A 20,374-nucleotide genomic window follows, 5' to 3' on the forward strand; every position below is an offset into this window, starting at 1 on the left:
GGCGCCCGTGCCGGCCGGCACGGGCGCCCCGTCGCGTGGGTGGGACCGGTCAGGCAGCGTCCGGCCGGTGCGCCACCACCACGACCACGCCCTCGCTGACGTGGTCGGGCTCGACGTCCCAGCCGTCGTCGACCGGGTCGGCCACCAAGCGGGCCAGGTCCTCGGGCAGGTCGTCGTGGGTCTTGGCGTACTCGTGCATGGCCATGTGCGTCTGCTGGTAGGTGCGCATGGTCTGCGCGGTGATGTCGACGATCTCGTCGAGCACCAGACCGGCCTCCGCGACGAAGCGCGGATAGTCCTCGACCCGCACCAGGGGCGCGGCCCGCCACGCGGCGAGCGCCTCCGCCACCGCCTGGCGGGTCTCCTCGTCCTGCTCGATGATCTCCCCGCGCAGGACGAAGTCGGTGAGCGCCAACCGGCCGCCCGGGCGCAGCACCCGGGCCGCCTGCGTCAACGCCCGCGTCCGGTCCGGGATGTGCACGATCGACTCCAGCATCAGCACCGCGTCGAAGGAGTCGGGCGGAAACGGCAGCGCGGTGGCGTCCGCCACCTGGAACACGGCGCGGTCGGCGACCCCCTCGGCGTGGGCACGCTCGTTGGCCAGCTCGACGTCGCGGGTGCTGACCGAGATGCCGACCAGGTCGGCCCCGGTGCGGCGGACCAGGTGCACCCCGGGCTTGCCCGGGCCGCAGCCGACGTCGAGCACCCGGTCGCCGGCGGCCGGCGCCAACTTGTCGATGAGCAGGTCGGTCAGGCGCTGGCCGGCCACCTCGAAGCTGCTGTCGTCGTCCGGCCCGGTCCAGTAGCCGTAGTGCATGTTGCCGCCCTGGAACCGGGTGATGAGCAGGTTGGCCCGGTCGTAGAACGCGCCGACCTCCTGCGGCGTCGGCAGCACGAAGTCGGTGCTCATCGCGCCGCTTCCGGCCGGTCGACGAGCAGTTGCGCCGCGTGCCGCCGCATCAGGTCGCGGGCCGCGCGCACCTCCGGGCCCATCGGCCGGTCCTCCGCCAGCGGCGGCGACACGCGGGCCAGCTCCGCCCAGACGCCGTCGACGTCGGGGCCCGGCTGCGTCATCGCGGTCAGTTGGGCCACGCCCAGGGCCAGCGAGCCGACCGTCAGCCAGGCCAGGTCGAGCGCCTCGGACACGCCGTTCGCGCCGTTGAGCGCCATCGGCACGTGGTCCTGGTTCCACCCGTTGGTGGGCAGCGTGGTCAGCGACGCCGGATAGACCAGCTGCCGGATCCGGGAGATGAACGAGGTGGCGCTGATCTGCACACCGGCCAGGCCGCAGCCGCGACCGGCCCGGGGGGTGAGCATCGGCGGCAGGTCACCGTTGGTGACCGGGTTGACGATCAGCCCGAGTTGCCGCTCCGCCAGGTACGCCGCCATGTGCACGGCGAGCCCGAGCTGGTCGGAGGCGAAGCCCACCGGCATGGCGTGGAAGTTGCCCGCGTGCAGCACCCGACCCCGCACGGTGATCGGGTTGTCGGTGCAGCCACGCGCCTCCCGGGCGAGCAGGTCCGCGGCGCCGGACACCTGGTCCAGGACCGCGCCGAGCACCTGCGGCGCGCAGCGCAGGCTGTACGGCTCCTGAAGTGGCCGGCTCGGGTCGCGGCGGGCGTCCACCGGCATCGCCCCGGTGATCCAGCGGGCCACGGTGATCTGCCCGGCCTGCCCGCGGGCGAACCCCACCCCGTCGTCGTAGTGCTCCGGATTCGCGCCCAGCAGGGTCGCGAGCCGGGCCGACAGCTCCGCCACGGCCCGCACCAACTGGAGCGCCGAGCGGTGGTTGAGGATGGACAGGGCCAGGCCGACGCCGGTGCCGTTGACGAACGCGAGCGCCTCGCGCACCGGCCACCGCACCGGCTCGGCGCCGATCGCGGCGAGCGCCTCGCCGGCCGGCCGGACCACCCAGTCGCCGCGCTCACGCACCCACGCCTCGCCGTGACCGGTGCAGGCAAGCGCCGCGTGGGCCAGCGGCTGGAGGTCGCCGCTCGCGCTCACCGTGCCGTCGCGCGGGATGCACGGCGTGAAGCCGGCGTTCCACAGGTCGGCGATGCGCTGCCAGAACCGCGGCGACACCGCCGAGAACCCCTTGCGCATGCTGGCCAGCCGCAGCCACAGCACCAGCCGGCTCACCTCCGGGGCCAGCGGCTGGCCCTGACCGGTGCCCAGGTGCGAGATCAGCGAGGTGCCCTGCTCCATCTCGGACTCCGCCGGGTAGAGCACAAGTGGGCCGAATCCCTGGGTGAGGCCGTAGATCGGCTCCCCGGCGGCCAGGTGCTTGTCGATCGTGGCAGCGCTGGACTCCATCCGGGCCACGTCGGCGTCGTCGCACGGCGGCAGGGTGGTGTCCCAGTCGGCGGCGCCGGTGATCGCCGCCAGGTACGCCGTGCCGTCCCCGGCGGGCATCGGCGCGCCGTGGTCGCCGTCCATGACGGCGCTTGTCGAACTGTGGGCGATCATGGTCACGTCGCTACCTCCGCGTCGGCGGTGATTGTCGGCTGGCGGTACCGCAGCTTGCCGGTCTCGGACCGGTCGATCCCGGGCACCAGATGAACCTTGCGGGGACGCATCCCCATGGCGGCGAACCCGGCGGCGAGGTCGAGGTCGGCGAGCGTCCGCCCGGGCGCGACGACCAGCAGGTCGACGTGCTCGCCGATCACCGGGTCGGCCACCGGCACGAGCGCCAGGTCGGCGCAGTCGATCGCGGCGCGCAGCACCCGTTCCCGGTCGTCGAGGTTGACCCGGCGGCCGTTCACCTTCACCAGCCGGCTGCTGCGGCCGACCAGGTCGAACGTCCGGTCGTCGCGGCGCCGGACCAGGTCGCCGGTGCCCGCCTGGCGGGGCGGCGCCGCACCCGGCCGGTACGCCAGGCGCGGGCTGCGTACGACAAGCGGGCTGTCCTTCCCCGCCCCGGCGCCCTCGGGTGGGTCCGCGAACGTGACGTCCGGGAAGAGCGTCCACGGGCCGGGCGCGCCGGTGGCCCACCGGCGGGTGGCGATCCCCCCGGTCTCGGTCGAGCCGAGGATCTCCACCACGCCCAACCGGTCCCCGCCCACCTCGGCCCGCAACTGACCCGCGGTGTCCGGCAGCATGGCGCTGCTGTGCAGCACGGTCACCCGCTCGAAGCGGCGCACCCAGTCGAGGTGCTGCAACAGCAGGGTGAAGATCCACGGCGTGGCGACCACGAGCACCCGCGACGACTCCACCTCGGGCATCGGCCCGAAGAACGACTTGCGGTACCAGACCGGCGCGCCGAGGCGGGCCGGCAGCAACAGCGTGGCCAACGCGCCGTAGATGTGCACCGGCGGCACGAAGGACACCACCGCGCCGGGCCGGTCCTCGGCGACCAGGTCGGCGAGCAGGCCCGCCTCCCGCCAGGCCGCCTCGCGGCCACGCCGCCAGCAGAGGCTCTCCCCGGTGCTGCCGGAGGTGTGGAAGTCGAGGTCCGGCGCCATGTGGCCGCGCACCAACTCCCCCGGGTCGCCGGCCACGCGGTCCCACCGGACCCGCCAGGCCCCCTCGGTCACCTCGTGGTCCGCCGGGCCCCGGGCCAGCAGGCTCCCCGGCGCGACGTCGACGTAGCTCATCCGACCGTCTCCGCGAGCTCCAGCAGGTAACGCCCGTAGTCGGAGTTGCGGGCCTCCACCCCGAGCCGGTGGCACGCCTCCGCGTCGATGTAGCCCATCCGCAGGGCGATCTCCTCCAGGCACGCCACCCGTACGCCCTGGCGCTTCTCGATCACCTGCACGTACTGGCTGGCGGCGAGCATCGAGTCGTGCGTGCCGGCATCCAGCCAGGTGAAACCACGCCCGAGGCGTTGCAGCCGGGCCCGGCCCTGCTTGAGGTAGGCCAGGTTGACGTCGGTGATCTCCAGCTCGCCACGGGGCGAGGGCACCAGCTCGCGGGCGATCTCGACGACGTCGGAGTCGTAGAAGTACAGCCCGGTGATCGCGTTGTCCGAGCGCGGGTGGGCCGGCTTCTCCTCGATCGAGACCAGGGCGCCGGAGGCGTCGACCTCGCCGATGCCGTAGCGGTAGGGGTCGGACACCGGGTAGCCGAACAGCATGCAGCCGTCCAGTTCCTCCCGCGAGGAGCGCAGCAACTGCGGGAACCCCGCGCCGTGGAAGATGTTGTCGCCGAGGACGAGCGCGCACGGCTCGTCGGCGACGTGGTCGGCACCGATCAGGAACGCCTCGGCGATGCCCCGGGGCTCCTGCTGCTCGGCGTAGGTGATGTGCAGGCCCAGGTGCGAGCCGTCGCCGAACAACGCCCGCAGCGCCGGGATGCTGGGTGGGTTGGAGATGATCAGGATGTCGCGGATGCCGGCCAGCATCAGCACCGACAGCGGGTAGTAGACCATCGGCTTGTCGTAGACCGCGAGCAGTTGCTTGGACGTCGCCAGGGTGAGCGGGTAGAGCCGGGTTCCGCTCCCGCCGGCGAGCACTATTCCATTCATCGACCTGTCCGTTCGTGGAGTCTGTCAGAGGGGCCGACCGGATCGGCCGACGCGGCGTCGCCGCGGGCCAGCGCGCGGGCCAGCGGCGCCGTCATCGCGGTGGTCACCACGGCGGTGAGCACCAGGATGGTGAAGCCCAGCTCGTTGATCAGGCCGGACCGCAGGCCGATGCTGGCGATGACCAGCTCGGTGACGCCCCGGCAGTTCATCAGCACGCCGACCCGCAGCGCGTCGCGCGCCGGCAGGCCGGCGAGCCGGGCGCCACCGCCGGCGCCGGCGACCTTCGTCGCCATCGCGACCGCGAGGACGCCGAGGAAGAGCAGCCAGTGGCCGAGGTCGCCGCCGAGCAGGCCCACCGAGGCGGCCAGGCCGACCCCGGCGAAGAACAGCGGCAGCAGGATCGTCAGGGTGAAGCCCTGGAGCTGGTGGTTGATCCGCTCCACCACCGGTGACCGGCGCGGCACCGCGACGCCGAAGAGGAAGGCGCCGACGAACGGGTGCAGGCCGACGAGCTGGGTCAGCGCCGCGAACGCGATGGCGCCGACGACCAGGACGACGACGAGCATCCGCTCGGAGCCGGCACGCCGCACGATCGCCGCCAGCACCGGCCGCAGGCAGAGGAAGAGCACGAGCACCAGGGCGAGGTGGACCGCCGCCCCGGTCACCGACCGCACGTCGGCGCCGGCGGTCGCCGCCGCGAGGATCACCGTCAGCGCCAGCCAGGCGACGCCGTCGCCGGCCGCCGCCGACGACAGGGCCAGCGCCCCCGTGCGGCTGCGGTCCAGTCGCAGGTCGACCAGGATGCGGGCCAGCACGGGCAACGCGGTGATGGCGAGCGCGAGGCCGAGGAAGAGCGCGTACGCCGGCACCGGCGCGCCGGCTCCGCGCAGCACCGGCTCGGCCGCGAGGGCCAGGCCGAAGCCCGCGACCACCGGCAGGCCCATGCCGCCGAGCACCACCAGGCCGATGGCGCGTGGTCGCCGCGCCCCGCCGGTGTGCAGCTCGCAGCCGAGCAGGAACATGAACACGACCAGCCCGAGCTGGGCCATCCGGTCCAGGTCGACAAGCACGTCCGGCGGGAAGAGCCACCGGTGCAGGCCGGGGTTGAGCAGGCCCAGCGCCGACGGGCCGAGCAGCAGGCCGGCGAGGATCTCGCCGAGCACCGCGGGCTGCCCCAGCCGGCGCATCAACTCGCCCAGCAGGTGACTGCCGGCGAGGATCACGGCGACGGCGAGCAGGAACCGGGTGACCGGGTCGACCGGCCCGACGTCGACCAGGTCGGTGCCCCACAGCGCCCCGATGCCGGCGAGCACCGCGGCCCCGGCGGCGACGACCAGCCGGCTGCCGCCGACGGTCCGCGCGCCGTCGTTCACGGCTGGGTCTCCAGGTAGGAGCGGCGGCCGTAGAGCAGCGGCCGGCCGTCGCCGCCGGTGACCTCGACCACCCGACCGAAGACGACGACGTGGTCGCCGACGGTGCGCAGGTCGACCGCGTCGCACTCGGCGGCGGCGAACGAGTCCTCGGCCAGCCAGGGCAGCGCGCGCCGCGGCGACAGCCGCCACGCCACCGCGCCGAAGCGGTCCGGCCGCGGCGCGGCGAACAGCTCCGCCGTCTGCCGGGCCGCGGCGTGCAGCAGGTTGACCATGAAGCTGCCGCGCTGACGGATGGCCGCCAGGGTGCCGCTGCACGTGTCGAGGCAGACCAGCAGCGTGGGCGGGTCCATCGTCACGCTGGCCAACGAGGTGCAGGTCAGCCCGTGCGGCCGGTCGTCGGCGCCGGTCGAGGTGACGACCGCGACGCCGGTGACGTAGCCGCGCATGAAGGTGCGGAACCCGGGTTGCGGGTCCGGGTGGCCGGATTGCGCCGCGGTCGACACGTCGTCGGACGAAAGGGTGGTCATCGGTGGCCCTCCGCTGCGGTCGGAGATCAGGCGTTGAGCCCGGCGAGGTACTCGTAACAGCTGGGCAGCGCGGCCACGAGCGCCTCGCCCTCGGCGCGGAGCCGTGCGAACTCGGCGTGGGCGCGGGCCGGGTCGAGGTGCCGCAGGGCCGGCGCCGGCGTCGCCGGGACGTGCCCCAGCCCGAGGTTCATCGCGTTCCAGGAGTAGCTCTCGAACCCGTGGTAGTACGGGTAGATCGTCTCCTCGTCGAGCAGGCGCGAGCCGGCGAGCTCCATCCGCTCGGCCAGGCCGTCGGGCAGCCGGCGTCGCTTGGCCTCCTTCCAGTACGGCGTGTCCTCGCGCTGGGCGGCCCGGTAGTGCAGGACCAGGAACTCCTTGACCCCGTCGACGGCCCGCCCGATCCGGTCGTTGTAGGCGGCGATCTGCACCGGGTCCCAGCGCTCGTCCGGGAAGTAGCGCACCAACTGCTCGATGCCGTGCTGGATGAAGAAGATCCCGGTGGACTCCAGCGGCTCCACGAACGCGCTGGACAGGCCGATGGCGACGCAGTTGTGCACCCAGGACTCCCGGTTGCGGCCGATGCGCATCCGGATGTGGTTGGCCGGCACGTCGTCGCGGCCGGGGGCGACGGCGGCGCGCAGTTCCTTCTCCGCCTCCTCCGGGCTGATGAACTCGTCGGAGTAGACGTAGCCGTTGCCGTTGCGGCGGAACAACGGGATGGTCCACATCCAGCCGGCGTTCATCGCGGTCGCCGTGGTGTAGGGGCTCATCTCGGTCGCGTCCTCGCGGGGCACCCGCACCGCGACCGCGCGGTTGTTGGGCAGCACGTCCTGGAACGACTCGAACGGGGTGCCGAGCGTCTGGTTGATCAGCAGGCCGCGGAATCCGGTGCAGTCGACGAAGAGGTCGCCGGTGACGGTCCCGTGCTCGTCGGTGACCACGTGGTCGATCCAGCCGCGCTCGTCGCGGGCCACGTGCGCCACGTTGTCGACCACGTGCCGCACGCCGCGCGCCGTGGCGTACCCGGCGAGGTAGCGGGCCACCTCGTCGGCGTCGAAGTGGTAGGCGTACGGGAACTGGGCACGCTGCTCGTCCAGGGTGGACCGGCCGAGTCGGCCGTCGAGGCCGGCGGTGAACAGCGAGCCGTCACGCATCCGCGGGGAGCGTTTCGCCTCGCAGAGGGCCCGGGTGAGGAAACACGCCTCGTCGAAGGGCCGGCTGCGGTCGCCCAGCGCGAGCCACCAGTCGGCGAGCGAGAACCCGTCGACCATCCGCAGGCGCTCGAACGGGTGGTAGAAGTGCTCGCCCGGGCGGTTCCAGTTCTCGAACCGGATGCCCAGCTTGTAGCCGCCGGCGCAGCGGGGCAGCCAGTCCGCCTCGTCCAGGCCCAGGTAGTCGAAGAAGTGCCGCAGGGTGCTGAAGGTCGCCTCGCCCACGCCGATGCGCGAGACCTGGGCGGACTCGACGAGCGTCACGTCGACGCGGTCGGCGAACGCCGCCTTGAGGTAGCTGGCCGTCATCCATCCGGCCGTCCCGCCGCCGACGATGACCACGTTTCGGATCATGTGCTCTGTCTCCCTGACGTCTGGTCGGGACGGCCGAGCCGTGCCCGTGGGGTGGTGTGCCGGGGCCGGTCAGTCGATCCGCACCTCGGGGACGTACCGGATCCAGCGGCCACCGGCCGCCCGGAACCCCTGTTCCTTGGCCTGGATCTCGTCGGCGTGGTTCCACGCGAACAGCAGCGCGTAGTCCGGGTAGGGGTCGGCGAAGGCCGCCGCGTCGACCACCGGGATGTGCGCCCCGGGGGTGAGCCGGTTCTGCTTCGCCGGGGTGGTGTCGACGACCGTCGACACCAGGTCCGGGCCGATGCCGCAGAAGTTGGTCACGGTCGCGCTCTTGGCGGTGGCGCCGTAGCCGACGACCCGCTTGCCCTCGGCCCGCAGCCGGCGCAGCAGCGCGGTCAGGTCGTCCCGGATCCGCAGCACCCGCTCGCCGAAGCCGTCCAGGGTGGCCCGGTCGGCGAGCCCGCGCGCCCGCTCCTCGGCGAGCAGGTCGGCGACGGCCGGTGTGGGCGTGCGGGCGCCGGCGACCGCGAGCGTGTAGCGCACCTCGCCGCCGTGCACCGGCAGCCGCTCCACGTCGACCAGCTCCAGGTCGTGCCGCTGCGCCATCTGCTGCACCGAACGGGCGGTGAAGAAGAAGAAGTGCTCGTCGTAGATCTGGTCGAACGAGGCCCGCTCGACGATGTCGCCCAGGTAGGGGTCCTCGAACACGAACACGCCGGTGGGGGCGAGCAGCGCCCGCACCCCGGTCAGGATCGACCCGATGTACGGGATGTGGCACAGCGTGTTGGCGGCGTAGATGACGTCGGCCGGCCCGTCGGCGTCGCGGATCTCACGCGCCGTCGACTCCTCGAAGAACGACTTGCGGACCCGGATCCCCTTCGCCGCGGCCACGTCGGCCACGCCGCCGGAGGGCTCCACGCCGAGGTGGCGGATGCCGGACTCGGCGAGCGTCCGCAGCATCACCCCGTCGTTGCAGCCGACCTCCACGACGAACGGGTCGTCGCCGGTCAGCTCCGTGGTGAGCAGCCGCTTGGCCAGGCCCTCGAAATGCGACCGCATGTAGGCGGATCCGGACGAGTGGTACGGGTACGCCTCGTGGAACATCCGGTCGCGGGGCACCTCCTCCATCAGTTGCACCATCGTGCAGTCCGCGCAGAGCCCGGTGGCGAGCCGGAAGAAGAACTCGCCGTCGAGGTCGGCGTCGGGCGCGAGGAAGGCATCCGACAGCGGCTGACGCCCGAAGTCGAAGAACTCGTTGACCGTGCCGCCGCACACGCGGCATTGGGACGTGCTCGACATGACAACTCCTGACTAGACCGATCGACGTCGAATGCGGCGCGAAGAGGCCGCGGCGTGATGAGAGAACCAGATACGTGCCGGCACATCACGACACCTGGAAGCGATCCGGCGCGACGCTACCGCACGAATGGGAGTGTGCCCCGACATTCGTGCCCGGCAGAAGAGCGCACCGACCCGCGTCGCTGCCCGGGTCGCGTCGCGACGGCCACCGGGGATGTCCCGCCAGCGGGACGTACGCGCCGGTCCCGCCGGGCCGTCGTTGACCGGCGGACGGCCCGCTCGTTAGCTTTCGGGCGCCTCCCCGGGCCGCTCGCCGGACGCCCACCCGACGTCGGCGTCGACGTCTCGCCCCGTCGGCTCGCCAACTGGAGGACACATCTCGGCCGTACGCCGACGGGAGGAACAGTCGTGATCGTCGCAGGGCTCAAGCTGACCGGCAGAGGTGGTCTCGCGCTGATTCGCAACGGCCGGATCGAATTCGCCTCGGCATTGTCGGCAATCGATGCGGAAGGGTCCGCCGAGGCCACCGTCGACCGGGTCGCGGAAACCCTCGGCGCGAACCGGCGCACAGTCGACACCGTCGACGCCTGGGTGGTCGACGGCGGGCCCGGCACCACCGACGGCCGGCTCCGGCTGGGGCCGCCGGACGCGCCGGTGGAGCTGGCCGTCGCCGGGCACCTGGACACCCATCCGCCGGTGCGGGCCGAGGGCACGCTCACGGTCGGCGGCACCCCCGTCCCGTACGTCAGCCACGCCCACCTCGCCGGGCACGTCGCCGCCGCGTACTGCACCAGCCCGTTCGCCCGCGACGGCGCCGGCGCGACGGTGCTGGTGTGGGACGCGGACAGCTTCCCGCGCCTGACCCGGGTCGACGGGCGGGGGCGCGGCGAGTCGCGGGGCGAGCTGTTCCCGATCACCGGCATGGTCCTGGACATGGCCGCGCGGATGCTCGGACCCGCCGGTCAGGGCCGCGAGCCGGCACCCGGCGCGACCGGCGCGGCGCTGGCCGACCTGGCCGGGTCCGGGACGGTACGCACCGAGGTGACCACGCTCGTCGGCAGGCTCGTGGACGAGCACTTCGAGGCGGACACCGCGGCGGCCAAGGAGTACCGCGCGAGCGTCCTCGGCCGCGGGCGGTCCGTCGAGCCGTCGGTGTGGCACACCACCGCGTTCCTGACCGACCTGCGCCGGGCCGCCGACCGGCGGGGCGTCGACGCGGCCGACCTGGCCGCCGGCCTCCAGCGCTTCCTCGGCGACCGGCTCGCCGACCGACTGGCCGACCTGCTGGCCGGCGACGGCCCGGTCGACCTCTGCTTCACCGGCAGCGCCGCCGGCTCGCCGGCGCTGACCGCCGCCCTGCGGGCGCACCCCCTGGTGCGGCGGATGTGGGTGCCGCCGTACCCGGACGGCGCCGCCGGCGCGGTCGGCGCGGCTGCGCTGGGCCTCGGTGACGGCCTGCGCTGGCTGCCGTGGGACCTGCGGCTCGGACCCCTGCCCGGGCGCACGCCGCACGTGCCGCCGGGATGGTCGACCGCGCCGTGCCGCCCGGAGGAGCTGGCCCGGCTGATCCACCGCACCGGCCGGCCCGCCGTGGTGCTGCGCGGTCGGCTCTACGCCGGTCCGGGCCCGGTCGGTTCCCGGGCGATCCTCGCGCCCGCCACCGCGCCGGCCACGCGCGACCTGCTCAACCGGCTCGCCGACCGCCCGGCGTACCGGCGCGCCGCCGCGTTGTGCCTGCGGGACCGGGCCGCGACCGTGTTCCGGCCCGACGCCGCCGACCCGCACGCCGGGTACGACACGCAGCTCGTGCCCGCCTGGCGCTCCCGGCTGCCGGTCGTCACCCGCGCCGACGGCACGGCCCGGGTGAGCGCGGCCGACGACGACGCCGTCCTGCGGACGATCCTGCGCGAGTACCGCACGTGGAGCGACGTACCGGTGCTGGCCGTCCTCGGCGAGGTCGACGTGCCGCCCGGCGTGCTGGACACGGTGGAGGCCGCGCTGCGGTGGGGCGGGGTCGAACTGGTCTGGGCCGACGGCGTGCTGCACCGTCGGGTCCACCCCGGCGGGCAGCGGCGGAGCACGACGTGACGACAGGAGCCGGATCGATGAGCCACGCACCGCGCACCATGGTCATCTCGTTCCAGAAGTCAGGCACCCACCTGATGCAGGAACTGATGCTGGAGATGGGTTACCGCATCGTCGGCGTGCCCCGTCCCGGCCCGCGTACGGTGCCGGAGTTCGACGACGAGCAGCGCGCCGCGATCGCCGCCCTGGTGCTGGCGAAGGGCGACCACGACGACCTGCTGGCGCTGCGCGGCACCGCCCGGTTCGCCGACGTCACCGACCAGGCGTGGTCGGCGCTGACGTGGCACTGGCAGCAGCGACTCGGGCAGCAGTTGGTCAACCGGTACGGTCAGACCCGCCTCGACGTGGCCGAGGACTTCGTCACCAACCCCTACCTGCCGTACACCCGGTTCGCCGACACCCCCGACGGGCTGTGCTGGATCCTGCACGAACTCGACATCCACCGGGTGGACGGCAGTTTCCTCAGCGAGTGGGTGGAGACCGCGTCGCCGCCGCTGATCCTCAACTACCGGGATCCGCGCGACACGGTCGTCTCCATGATCAATTTCCTGGAGGGGCGCACCCGCGAGGGGTACGGCAACTTCTACGAGGCCGACATCTTCAGCCGGATCCTGGCCAGCAAGAACACCTGGGAAGAGAAGATCGACTACGCGCTGCGCGACCCGTCCTTCCTGGCCCGCGACCAGTTCGAGAAGGCGCTCTGGATGCTCCACCACCCCGGCGTGTGCAAGGTCCGCTACGAGGACCTGATCGGCCCCCGCGGCGGCGGCACCCGGGAGCGGCAGGTCGCCGCCGTCAGCGACGTGCTGCGGCACATCGGGTCCGACAGCGACGCCGAGGCGATCGCCGACCGGGTCTACAACCCCGACGCGTGGAGCTTCCACCAGGGCCGCAGCGGCGGCTGGCGGGACCGGTTCACCGCCCGGAACCTGGCCCGGTTCACCGAGCAGTTCGGCGACATCCTCCAGCAGTACGGCTACGAGTGAACGCCGAGCCCGCGCCCCCCGCCGCCGACGGCCACCGGACCCCGGCGGTCTGCCCGGTGGCCCACCCCGCCCCCCACTACCGGATCAGCCGCGAACGCGACGTGCGGGCGGTGCTCACCGACGACACGACCTGGCCGTCGCGCCTCGGCCCCGGCCTGGTCCACGCCCAGCCCGGCGGCGTCCTGGTCGCCAGCGACCCGCCGCTGCACACCCGCCAGCGGGCGCTGCTCGCCCCGGCGTTCCGCCCGACCGCCGTCGCCGGCCTCGGCGGCTCCGTCCAGGAACTGGTCGACGACCTGGTGGACGGCCTCGCCCCGCGCGGCCACGCCGACCTGATGGCCGACCTGGCGGTACCCCTGTCGATGACGGTGACCTGCCGGATGCTCGGCGCCGAGGTCGAGCACGCCCCGCGGTACTGGTCGTGGGTGCTGGCGCTGGCCGAGGGGCTGAGCCGCCCGCGCGGGTCGCTCGACCATCGGGTCGCGCCCGCCTACCGGTCGTTCCACCTGCACTTCGACGCGCACCTGCGGCGGCGCCGCGCCCATCTGGACGGCGGTGGCACGCCCCCGCCGGACCTGCTGACCACCCTGATGACCGCCGAGCCCGACGGCCGCCCGCTCCGCCACGCCGAACTGCTCGGCTTCTGCCAGTTCCTGCTGGTCGCCGGCAGCTCCACCACGGCGCTGCTCATCGGCAACGTGGTGCACCGGCTGCTCACCAGCCCCGACCAGCTCGACCTGGTGCGCCGCGACCCGGGCCTGGTGGCCGCCGCCGTGGAGGAGAGCCTGCGGGTCGACGCGCCGCTGCGCGGCCTGTTCCGCACCGCCGGCCGCGCCACCGACCTGGCCGGCGTCGCCATCCCCGAGCGGGCCAAGGTGCTGCCGCTGCTCGCCGCGGCCAACCGCGACCCGGACCACTGGCCCGACCCGGACCGGTTCGACATCACCCGCCCGCCCGCGCAACTGCGCCGGCACCTCGCCTTCGGCCACGGCGTCCACTACTGCCTGGGCGCGTCGCTGGCCCGGCTGGAGGCCACCACCGCGGTGCGCGCGGTCCTCGAGGGGCTGCCCGGCCTGCGCCCGGACGGCGTACCCGACCGGGTCCGCGCCGAGTTGCTCAACGGCTTCGAACGGCTGCCGGTGGCCTGGCGGGTCTGAGCCGCCGGGCCACCCGGCCGGCGGCTCGACCGCCCCGGCGGACCCGGCCCTAGATGTCGACCACGAGCGCGGCCTCACGCACCCGGTCCATCAGGTCGGCCTGCTGCAACGTCCACTCCTGCTGCGCCCGCAGGTCGTCGCCGTCGAGCACCGCCCGGGCGAACTCGCGCACCACGTTGGCGAACTGGTGGTCCACCGGCAGGACGAACTCCTCGCGGTGGTCCTGGCGCTCGATCCGCAGCACCGGCTGGTAGGTCTCCGGCGGCGTGAACACCCGGTCCAGCAGGATCCGGCCGGTGCTGCCGGCGAGGCTGTAGCTGTTGCGGTACGAGTGCTCCATGCCGAAGCTCAACTGCGCGGCGATGCCGTCGGAGGTGCACAGCAGCACGTGGCCGGACATCACCACGTCGTGTCGCGGGTCGCGGCGGAACATCGCGCCGACGATCCGCAGGTCGCCGCCGAGGAACTGCAACGCCGCCCGGATCGGGTAACCGCCGAAGTCGAGGAACGCCCCACCGCCGACCTTCTGCTGGTAGCGGATGTCGCCGACCGGCTTGGGCGGGATGGTGAAGGCGCTGCTGAAGGCGCGCAGCTCGCCGATGGCGCCGTCGGCGACGAGCTTGCGCACCGCCGAGTGCTGCGAGTGGTAGAGGAACATGAAGTTCTCCAGCAGCACCAGGTGCCGGGCGCGGGCCAGCTCGACGAGTCGCCCGGTGGCCGGGCGGCTGTCCGTCATCGGCTTCTCGACCAGGACGTGCTTGCCGGCGGCGAGCGAACGCTCGATCCACTCGGCGTGCAGCCGCGCCGGCAACGGCAGGTAGACGGCGTCCACGTCGTCCCGGTCGAGCAGGGCCTGGTAACCCTCCACCGCCGCGCCGGCGAACCGGTCGGCGAAGACGGCGGCCTTGTCCCGGTCGCGGCTGGCGATCGCGGTGACCTGGATCGCCGGCTCCGCCAGCATCGCCGGCAGGGTCTTGCGCCAGGCGATGTCCGCGCAGCCCATCACCCCCATGCGGACCCGGTCGGTCGTGCTGCGGCTCATCATCGGCAAGGACTCCGCTCGGCAGTGGGCTGGACAGGGGGACGGTGACGTCGGGCGCTCAGCTCGGCACCGGGCTCGCCTTCAGCGCCGCGTAGTGCGTGCGGCACTCGTCGTAGCTCGGCAGCCTGCCGGCCGCCGCCGCCTCGGCCAACGACGGCGCGGCGGCGTCCTTGTCGGACATGATCGGCTCCTCGGTCAGCGACCAGGTGATGCCGATCTCCGGATCCAACGGGTTGATCTCGATCATCGTGCCGGGCACGAACTCCTCGGAGCACAGGTAGCTCATGACCGCGTCGTCGGTCAGCGCCAGGAAGGCGTGCCCCAGGCCGTCGGCCAGGTACACCGCCGTGCCGGAGTCCGCCTCCTGGTGGGTGACCTCGAACCGGCCGTACGTCGGCGACCCGATCCGCAGGTCCACCACCACGTCGAGCACCGCGCCGCGCACACAGGTGACCAGCTTGGCCTGCCCCGGCGGCAGCGACGTGCCGTGGATGCCCCGCACCGTGTTGCGGCGACTCGACGAGTAGTTGACCTGCCCCAGCCGGAACGGGTAGCCGATCGTGGCGGAGAGCTGTTCCTCCCGCAACGCCTCGAAGAAGTAACCGCGCCGGTCGAGGTGCCGCTCCGGCTGGATCCGGTAGGCGTTCGGGATCTCCATCTCGGTGATCGTCATCTTCGACACAGTCATCAACCTCGCTTCGGCAACGGACCGGACCTCATGGCGCCCCCGCCGGGCGCCGCCAACTTCACCAACTCGTCGGAGACCTCGACCGGCGACGGATGCGTCGCGATCTCGGCGGCGATCCGCCGCGCCTCACGGACGTGACGGGAGTCGTGCAGGAGCCGACGGCCGAGCTCGGTGACCGCCTCCGGCGTCGCCTCCCCCGGTTGCAGCGTCAGCCCGGCGCCCGCCCGGGTCACGGCCCGGGCGTTGTCGAACTGATCGTCGAACTGCGGCAGGCACAACTGGGGGCAGCCGGCCCCGAGCGCGGCCAGCACCGTGCCCTGGCCGCCGTGGTTCACCAGCACGTCGCACTCCGGCAGCACCTGCCCGAGCGGCAACCGGCCGACGCGCACACCGTCGGGCAGCGGCCCCCACGCCGCGGCCGTCCCCTCGTCGGCCGCGACCAGCACCTCGACGTCGAGCCCGGCCAGCCCACGCACCCACCCCGCCACGTCCGGGCCGGTCGCGCCGCCCAGCCGGGGCACCAGGGTGCCCAGGGTCACGCAGATCCGGGGCCGGGTGCGCGGTCGCAGCAGCCACTGCGGCAGGAACGCCGCGCCGTTGTACGCCACGTCCCGGATGCTGCGCGCCGCCGGCCGGGCCGGCCGCAGCGTCGCCGGCCACGGACTGAACACCTCGACCGGGTCCGGCGGCGCGCCGGCGCCGGCGCGGGCCAGCTCGGTCACCGCCCCGGCCCGGTACTCCACGAGCGGCGCGACGCCCCACCGGTACTCCACGTGCGTGATGCCGGCGGCCACCGCGGCCAACGGCCCGGCGAACTCGGTCCGCTCGCTGACCACCAGGTCCGGCGCCCAGTGCGTCACCACGTCCGTCATGCCGGGCAGCGACGCCGCCGCCACCCGGCCCAGCGCCCGGCCGGTGGCGTACCGCCGCTCGGCGCTGCCGTGCGGCGGCGCGTCGGGCGCCGCGAGCCGACCGGCCAGGTCCGCCGCCGGACCGCAGGACGCCACCGGCAGCCCGGCCGCGAGCGCCGTCGCGACGAAGTCGTCCGGCACGGCCACGAGCACCTCGTGCCCGCTGGCCCGGGCCGCCCAGGCCACCTGCGCCAGCGGATAGAAGTGCCCGTGCAGGGGCGCGGTGGTGAAAAGCAGGCGCACAGTCGCTCCTTCGTCCCGGCCGGTGCTCAGCACATGCTGGGCAGGCAGGCCAGCAGGCTACGCGCTTCGATGTTGAGGTAGTGGCCGTGCCGGAGCAGGTCGGTGAGCTGACGGACGGTCATCCAGCAGTACTGCGGCGGCACGTCCAGCGGCACGTCCTCGCCCACCTCGATGATCTGGTAGCGGGTCAGGGCGTGGTGGAACCGCCCGCCCTCCTCCGACAGGAGGTTGTCGTAACGCACCCGGGCCGTCCCGGCGGCCATCAGGTCACGCGGGAACGGGTCGGCGATCTCCCCCGCCGGGGAGTCCGACAGCAACTGCACCGTCGGGGCCATCTCCACCATGTCCATCAGCCCGTACTCGGGTCGGGCCTGCACCAGCAGGTGCAGCACCCCCTGGATCGGGCGGACCAGGAACACCGCGCGGCCCTGGCCACGCGGGCTCAGCAGCGGCTGGGTCCACTGGCGTACCTCGCGGGTGCCGGCCTCCACCCGCACCGCGATGATGCCGAAGTGCCGGCCCTCGTCGTGCCGGATCTCGTCGGCGGTGCGGGACCACCGCGCCACCTCGCCCAGCGGCACCAGCCGGGCCGTCCAGTCGCACCGGGTCTTCGCCTCGGTGAACCAACTGAGGATCGCGCCGGGGTTGTGCAACGGCCCGACCGGCGCGGCCTGCGGCTGGTATTGATAGGAGCGGACCAGCGCGTCGCGGAACTCGTCGCCGGTGACCGCCTCGTCCTCCCGCGGCTGCGCGAACGGCATGCACGACAGCACCGTGCGGGCGTCCATGTTGACCAGGTTGTCGACGCCCATCAGCTCGCGGATCTGGGCCGGCGTCAACCAGCAGTAGTCCTCGTGCACCGGCACGTCGCCGGTCACCAGCACCACCATGTTGCGGTTGCGCTTGCGCCAGAACCAGGCCCCCTGCTCGGACTGCAACACGTCGACGAGAACCTGGCCGCGCTGCGCCCCGACGAAGTGCTCCAGGTAGCGGGTGCCGGTGCCGCGGTGCACCTGGGTGTAGTTGCTCCGGGTGGCCTGCACCGTCGGCGACAGTTGCAGGGTGTTGACGTTCCCGGGCTCCATCTTCGCCTGCATGAGGCAGTGCAGGACGCCGTTGAACTCCTTGACGACGATGCCGAGGATGCCGATCTCCGGCTGGTTGATGACCGGTTGGGACCAGCCGTCGACGCCGCCGTCGCGGACCCGCAGGCCCTCGATGGTGAAGAACCGGCCGCTGGCGTGCCCGAGGTTGCCGGTGCGGGGCTCGAACGACCAGGAGTCGAGCGCGTCGAACGGGATCCGGTCGACCCGGAACCGCCCGGCGCGGTGGCGCTCGTCCCACCACGCGGCGAACTGCCGCAGGGACACCAGCGCCCCGTCGTCGGCGGCGCCCGCGTCCGGCCAGGTCCGGCCGGCGCCGGCGGTACGGTCACGGGCAACCGCGAGCCGCGTCATCTCCGCTCCTCCTGTCCTCGTCGCCCGGGCCGGCTCAAATCCGCGCCAGCACCGTCTTGAACGTGTCGATGAACCGTTCCTGCTCGTCGACGCCGAGCGACGGGAACATGGGCAGCGAGAAGATCTCGTCGGCGAGCGCCTCGGTCACCGGCAGCGCCCCGGGGCGCACCCCGAGGTGGGCGAAGCCGGTCTGGGTGTGCACCGGCCAGCGGTAGCTGACGTTCAGCGCGACGTCGTGGGCCTGCATCGCCTCGATGATCTTGTCGCGCCGGGGGTGCCGGACCACGTAGACGTAGTACACGTGCTCGTTGCCCGGCGCGGTCACCGGCACCACGACGTCGGTGTCGGCGAGCGCCTCGGCGTACCGGTCGGCGATCGCCCGCCGGCCGGCGACGTAGTCGTCGAGCCGGGTCAGCTTGCGGCGCAGGATCTCCGCCTGCACCGCGTCCAGCCGGCTGTTGTAGCCGGGCGTGGAGGTGACGTGGTACTGGCGCTCCATCCCGTAGTAGCGCAGCCGCCGCAGCGCGGCGTCGGTCTCCGCGTCGGTGGTGAGGACCGCGCCGCCGTCACCGTAGGCGCCGAGGACCTTCGTGGGATAGAAGGAGAACGCGGCGGCCAACCCGGTCGAGCCGGCGAGCCGGCCGTGCTGGCGGGCGCCGTGCGCCTGCGCGCAGTCCTCCAGGATCGGCAGGCCGTGGCGGGCCGCGATCGTCTCCAGCGGGGCCAGGTCGACGCACTGGCCGTAGAGGTGCACCGGCAGCAGGCAGCGGGTCCGTGCGGTCACCACGGCGTCGACCTGTGCCACGTCCATCAGGTAGGTGTCCGGGTCCACGTCGACGAAGACCGGGGTGGCCCCGACCGCGTCGATCGCCACCACGGTCGGCGCCGCGGTGTTCGACACCGTCACCACCTCGTCGCCGGGCCCGACGCCCAGGGCGCGCAGGCCCAGGACGATCGCGTTGGTGCCGTTGTCCACACCCACGCAGTGCGGCACCCCGTGGTAGGCGGCGAACTCCTGCTCGAAGGCGGCGACGCTCGGCCCGAGCACAAGCGTGCCGGAGCTGAACACCGTGTCGACGGCGTTCAGGATGTCGTCGCGCTCCTTCTCGTACTCCGACAAGTAACCCCACACATTAAGGGTCATCTCGGCGCTTCACCTCCAGGCCGGGAGTCCCGCGTCGGCACTCCGATGGGCGGATCGAACGGGTCAGACGAGCTGCTTGAGCAGGTCCACGCCGGTGGTGTCCCACTGCTCGCGGTGGACCGCGAACACGTGGACGTCCCACAGCCGGCCCTGGCCGAACGTGTGCTTCTCCAGCACCGCCTCGGCCCGGGCCAACGCGGCGTGCTCCCCGCCGAAGCCGACGCTCGCCGGGTCGGCGTCGGTCGCGTGCAGGTACACCTTGCGGGTACGCCACATCGCGAAGGCGAAGTTGACGATCAACGCGCTCGCCTCGCCGAGCAGCTCCTCCGGCTGGCCCGGGGTCAGCACCACCTCGGCGCGCAGGTGGCCCGCCGGGCTGAGATCCGACAGCGTGCCCAGCCCGATCGGCGCGTCGTCGCCGTCGACGCGGTGGATGAGGAAACAGGCGGCGAGCCGGCGGCCGAAGCTCTCACAGAACTGGTCGAGCAGCGGCAGGCCCGCGCGCCCGGCCCGGAAAAGGACCCGGTACGCCTGGGGCCCGTCGGCGGCGCCCGCCGGCCGTAACGCTATTCGTCGCGATTCGGTGTAGGGAAACAGCACGGTTCCGTCCTCGTTTCACGCGGTGACTTCGACCCGGCGCGGATTCCATTCCGCACAAAGGCGCGGGCCACTGAGCCCCTCCCGTCGGGCGACGGCTCGCAACGCCGTCGAGGAGGTGTCCGGGTGCCGCGAAGCTAGCCACACCGCGGCCGGCGCAGTCAAGCAACGCGACGTGGGATCCGCCGCCGTGCCAGGCGTCGCGGCGGTCCGCCCGTCCCGCCAGCGAGACATCCGGACCGGGTGCCCGGCGGGCGCCGCGACCGGTGGCGGGCGCCATTCCACAATTGACCCTGCCGCAAGGCCGTGCTTAACATCGCCCCCGCTTGATCTGCGGCGCCTCGAGGTGAGCCGCGGCCGACCCGGGACCTGGGTGACGGCCATCTCCCATCACCGCGGCACGGCGATGCGATTACTGTTCCGGCCGCGTCTCGAATCAATTCCGCAGGAATGGAAAGGGCGAAGACATGGCGGCAGAGGAAATGACCGTGGACCTGGATCGGGAGACCGCCGAGGAGCTGACGAAGGCCGTCGACGAGCTGACCGACGTGGTCACCGGGACCGCCCGGATGATCTGCGCCGAGCAGCCGGACGTGCCCGAGCCGGGCAGCCTGCAGGACATGGACTCGTTCTCCATGGTCCAGATGCTGCTGGAGCTGGAGAACGGGCTGGACATGAAGCTGCTGGAGAAGATGGAGGGATTCCGGGGCGAGAGCTTCCGGGACCTGGCCCAGTTCATCGTCCGGGTGCGCGGCGAGGAGCAGGCCGCGGCCGAGGCCGGGCCGTCGGCGCAGCCCGGCGCCGCCGACGGCCCGGCCCCGGCGTGACGCACCGCCGG

18 protein-coding genes are annotated in these 20,374 nt (G+C 73.2%); 4 read left to right on the forward strand and 14 right to left on the reverse strand.

Translation table 11 applies throughout. From position 1 onward, the window contains the following. Positions 1-49: 49 nt before the first annotated feature. The 8 genes from O7619_RS22005 to O7619_RS22040 form a co-directional block, all read right to left on the reverse strand. A complete protein-coding gene (locus tag O7619_RS22005; RefSeq protein WP_282283160.1) occupies positions 50-910 on the reverse strand; it encodes a methyltransferase domain-containing protein in 861 nt (286 codons plus the stop codon). Then, the gene (locus O7619_RS22010; protein WP_282288897.1) at positions 907-2,466 is read right to left on the reverse strand and encodes an aromatic amino acid ammonia-lyase; all 1,560 of its coding nucleotides are present in this window, start codon (positions 2,464-2,466) and stop codon (positions 907-909) included. Before O7619_RS22010 ends, O7619_RS22005 begins: the two co-directional genes overlap by 4 nt. Before the next feature lie 2 nt (positions 2,467-2,468). Beyond that, positions 2,469-3,593, reverse strand: coding sequence for a class I adenylate-forming enzyme family protein (locus tag O7619_RS22015; protein WP_282283161.1), 1,125 nt, complete (start codon positions 3,591-3,593; stop codon positions 2,469-2,471). Beyond that, a complete protein-coding gene (rfbA, locus tag O7619_RS22020; RefSeq protein ID WP_282283162.1) occupies positions 3,590-4,462 on the reverse strand; it encodes a glucose-1-phosphate thymidylyltransferase RfbA in 873 nt (290 codons plus the stop codon). The genes O7619_RS22015 and rfbA overlap by 4 nt, the downstream gene beginning before the upstream one ends. Then, a complete protein-coding gene (locus O7619_RS22025; protein WP_282283163.1) occupies positions 4,459-5,835 on the reverse strand; it encodes a cation:proton antiporter in 1,377 nt (458 codons plus the stop codon). Before O7619_RS22025 ends, rfbA begins: the two co-directional genes overlap by 4 nt. Next, positions 5,832-6,362, reverse strand: coding sequence for a flavin reductase family protein (locus tag O7619_RS22030; RefSeq protein WP_282283164.1), 531 nt, complete (start codon positions 6,360-6,362; stop codon positions 5,832-5,834). Before O7619_RS22030 ends, O7619_RS22025 begins: the two co-directional genes overlap by 4 nt. Positions 6,363-6,388: 26 nt before the next feature. After that, positions 6,389-7,927, reverse strand: a complete 1,539-nt coding sequence (locus O7619_RS22035; RefSeq protein ID WP_282283165.1) for a tryptophan halogenase family protein — start codon at positions 7,925-7,927, stop codon at positions 6,389-6,391. Positions 7,928-7,996: 69 nt separating this feature from the next. Continuing rightward, positions 7,997-9,226 carry a class I SAM-dependent methyltransferase gene (locus O7619_RS22040; RefSeq protein ID WP_282283167.1) on the reverse strand — a complete coding sequence of 410 codons (1,230 nt, stop codon included), beginning with the start codon at positions 9,224-9,226 and terminating at the stop codon, positions 7,997-7,999. A gap of 408 nt (positions 9,227-9,634) precedes the next feature. Between O7619_RS22040 and O7619_RS22045 the strand changes: the two genes are divergently transcribed. From O7619_RS22045 to O7619_RS22055, 3 genes are read left to right on the forward strand one after another with little or no spacing between them, the layout of a single operon-like run. After that, positions 9,635-11,314, forward strand: coding sequence for a carbamoyltransferase N-terminal domain-containing protein (locus O7619_RS22045; RefSeq protein ID WP_282283168.1), 1,680 nt, complete (start codon positions 9,635-9,637; stop codon positions 11,312-11,314). 17 nt (positions 11,315-11,331) lie between these two features. Beyond that, on the forward strand, positions 11,332-12,297 hold the full coding sequence (locus O7619_RS22050) for a hypothetical protein (protein ID WP_282283169.1): 966 nt from the start codon (positions 11,332-11,334) through the stop codon (positions 12,295-12,297). Further along, positions 12,294-13,454, forward strand: coding sequence for a cytochrome P450 (locus O7619_RS22055; protein ID WP_282283170.1), 1,161 nt, complete (start codon positions 12,294-12,296; stop codon positions 13,452-13,454). The genes O7619_RS22050 and O7619_RS22055 overlap by 4 nt, the downstream gene beginning before the upstream one ends. Before the next feature lie 49 nt (positions 13,455-13,503). On the opposite strand, the gene O7619_RS22060 is transcribed toward O7619_RS22055, so the two are convergent. The 6 genes from O7619_RS22060 to O7619_RS22085 all read right to left on the reverse strand — a co-directional run bounded on the left by O7619_RS22060 (position 13,504) and on the right by O7619_RS22085 (position 19,539). After that, the gene (locus O7619_RS22060; protein ID WP_282283171.1) at positions 13,504-14,496 is read right to left on the reverse strand and encodes a Gfo/Idh/MocA family oxidoreductase; all 993 of its coding nucleotides are present in this window, start codon (positions 14,494-14,496) and stop codon (positions 13,504-13,506) included. Between the two features lie 58 nt (positions 14,497-14,554). Beyond that, entirely contained in the window at positions 14,555-15,169 is a 615-nt protein-coding gene (locus tag O7619_RS22065; protein ID WP_282283172.1) for a dTDP-4-dehydrorhamnose 3,5-epimerase family protein, read from the reverse strand. Positions 15,170-15,183: 14 nt separating this feature from the next. Then, positions 15,184-16,338: a nucleotide disphospho-sugar-binding domain-containing protein gene (locus tag O7619_RS22070; RefSeq protein ID WP_282283173.1), complete on the reverse strand. Its 1,155-nt coding sequence runs from the start codon at positions 16,336-16,338 to the stop codon at positions 15,184-15,186. 26 nt (positions 16,339-16,364) lie between these two features. Continuing rightward, the gene (locus O7619_RS22075) at positions 16,365-17,795 is read right to left on the reverse strand and encodes an NDP-hexose 2,3-dehydratase family protein (RefSeq protein ID WP_282283174.1); all 1,431 of its coding nucleotides are present in this window, start codon (positions 17,793-17,795) and stop codon (positions 16,365-16,367) included. 34 nt (positions 17,796-17,829) lie between these two features. Beyond that, complete coding sequence (locus O7619_RS22080) at positions 17,830-18,939, reverse strand: DegT/DnrJ/EryC1/StrS family aminotransferase (protein ID WP_282283175.1); 1,110 nt, start codon at positions 18,937-18,939, stop codon at positions 17,830-17,832. A 63-nt stretch (positions 18,940-19,002) separates the two neighbouring features. Next, complete coding sequence (locus O7619_RS22085; RefSeq protein ID WP_282283176.1) at positions 19,003-19,539, reverse strand: GNAT family protein; 537 nt, start codon at positions 19,537-19,539, stop codon at positions 19,003-19,005. 464 nt (positions 19,540-20,003) lie between these two features. On the opposite strand from O7619_RS22085, the gene O7619_RS22090 reads away from it, so the two are divergent. Continuing rightward, on the forward strand, positions 20,004-20,363 hold the full coding sequence (locus O7619_RS22090) for a hypothetical protein (RefSeq protein ID WP_282283177.1): 360 nt from the start codon (positions 20,004-20,006) through the stop codon (positions 20,361-20,363). Positions 20,364-20,374 lie beyond the last annotated feature (11 nt).

This window comes from Micromonospora sp. WMMD998 (assembly GCF_029581235.1).
Taxonomy (GTDB): Bacteria; Actinomycetota; Actinomycetes; order Mycobacteriales; family Micromonosporaceae; genus Micromonospora.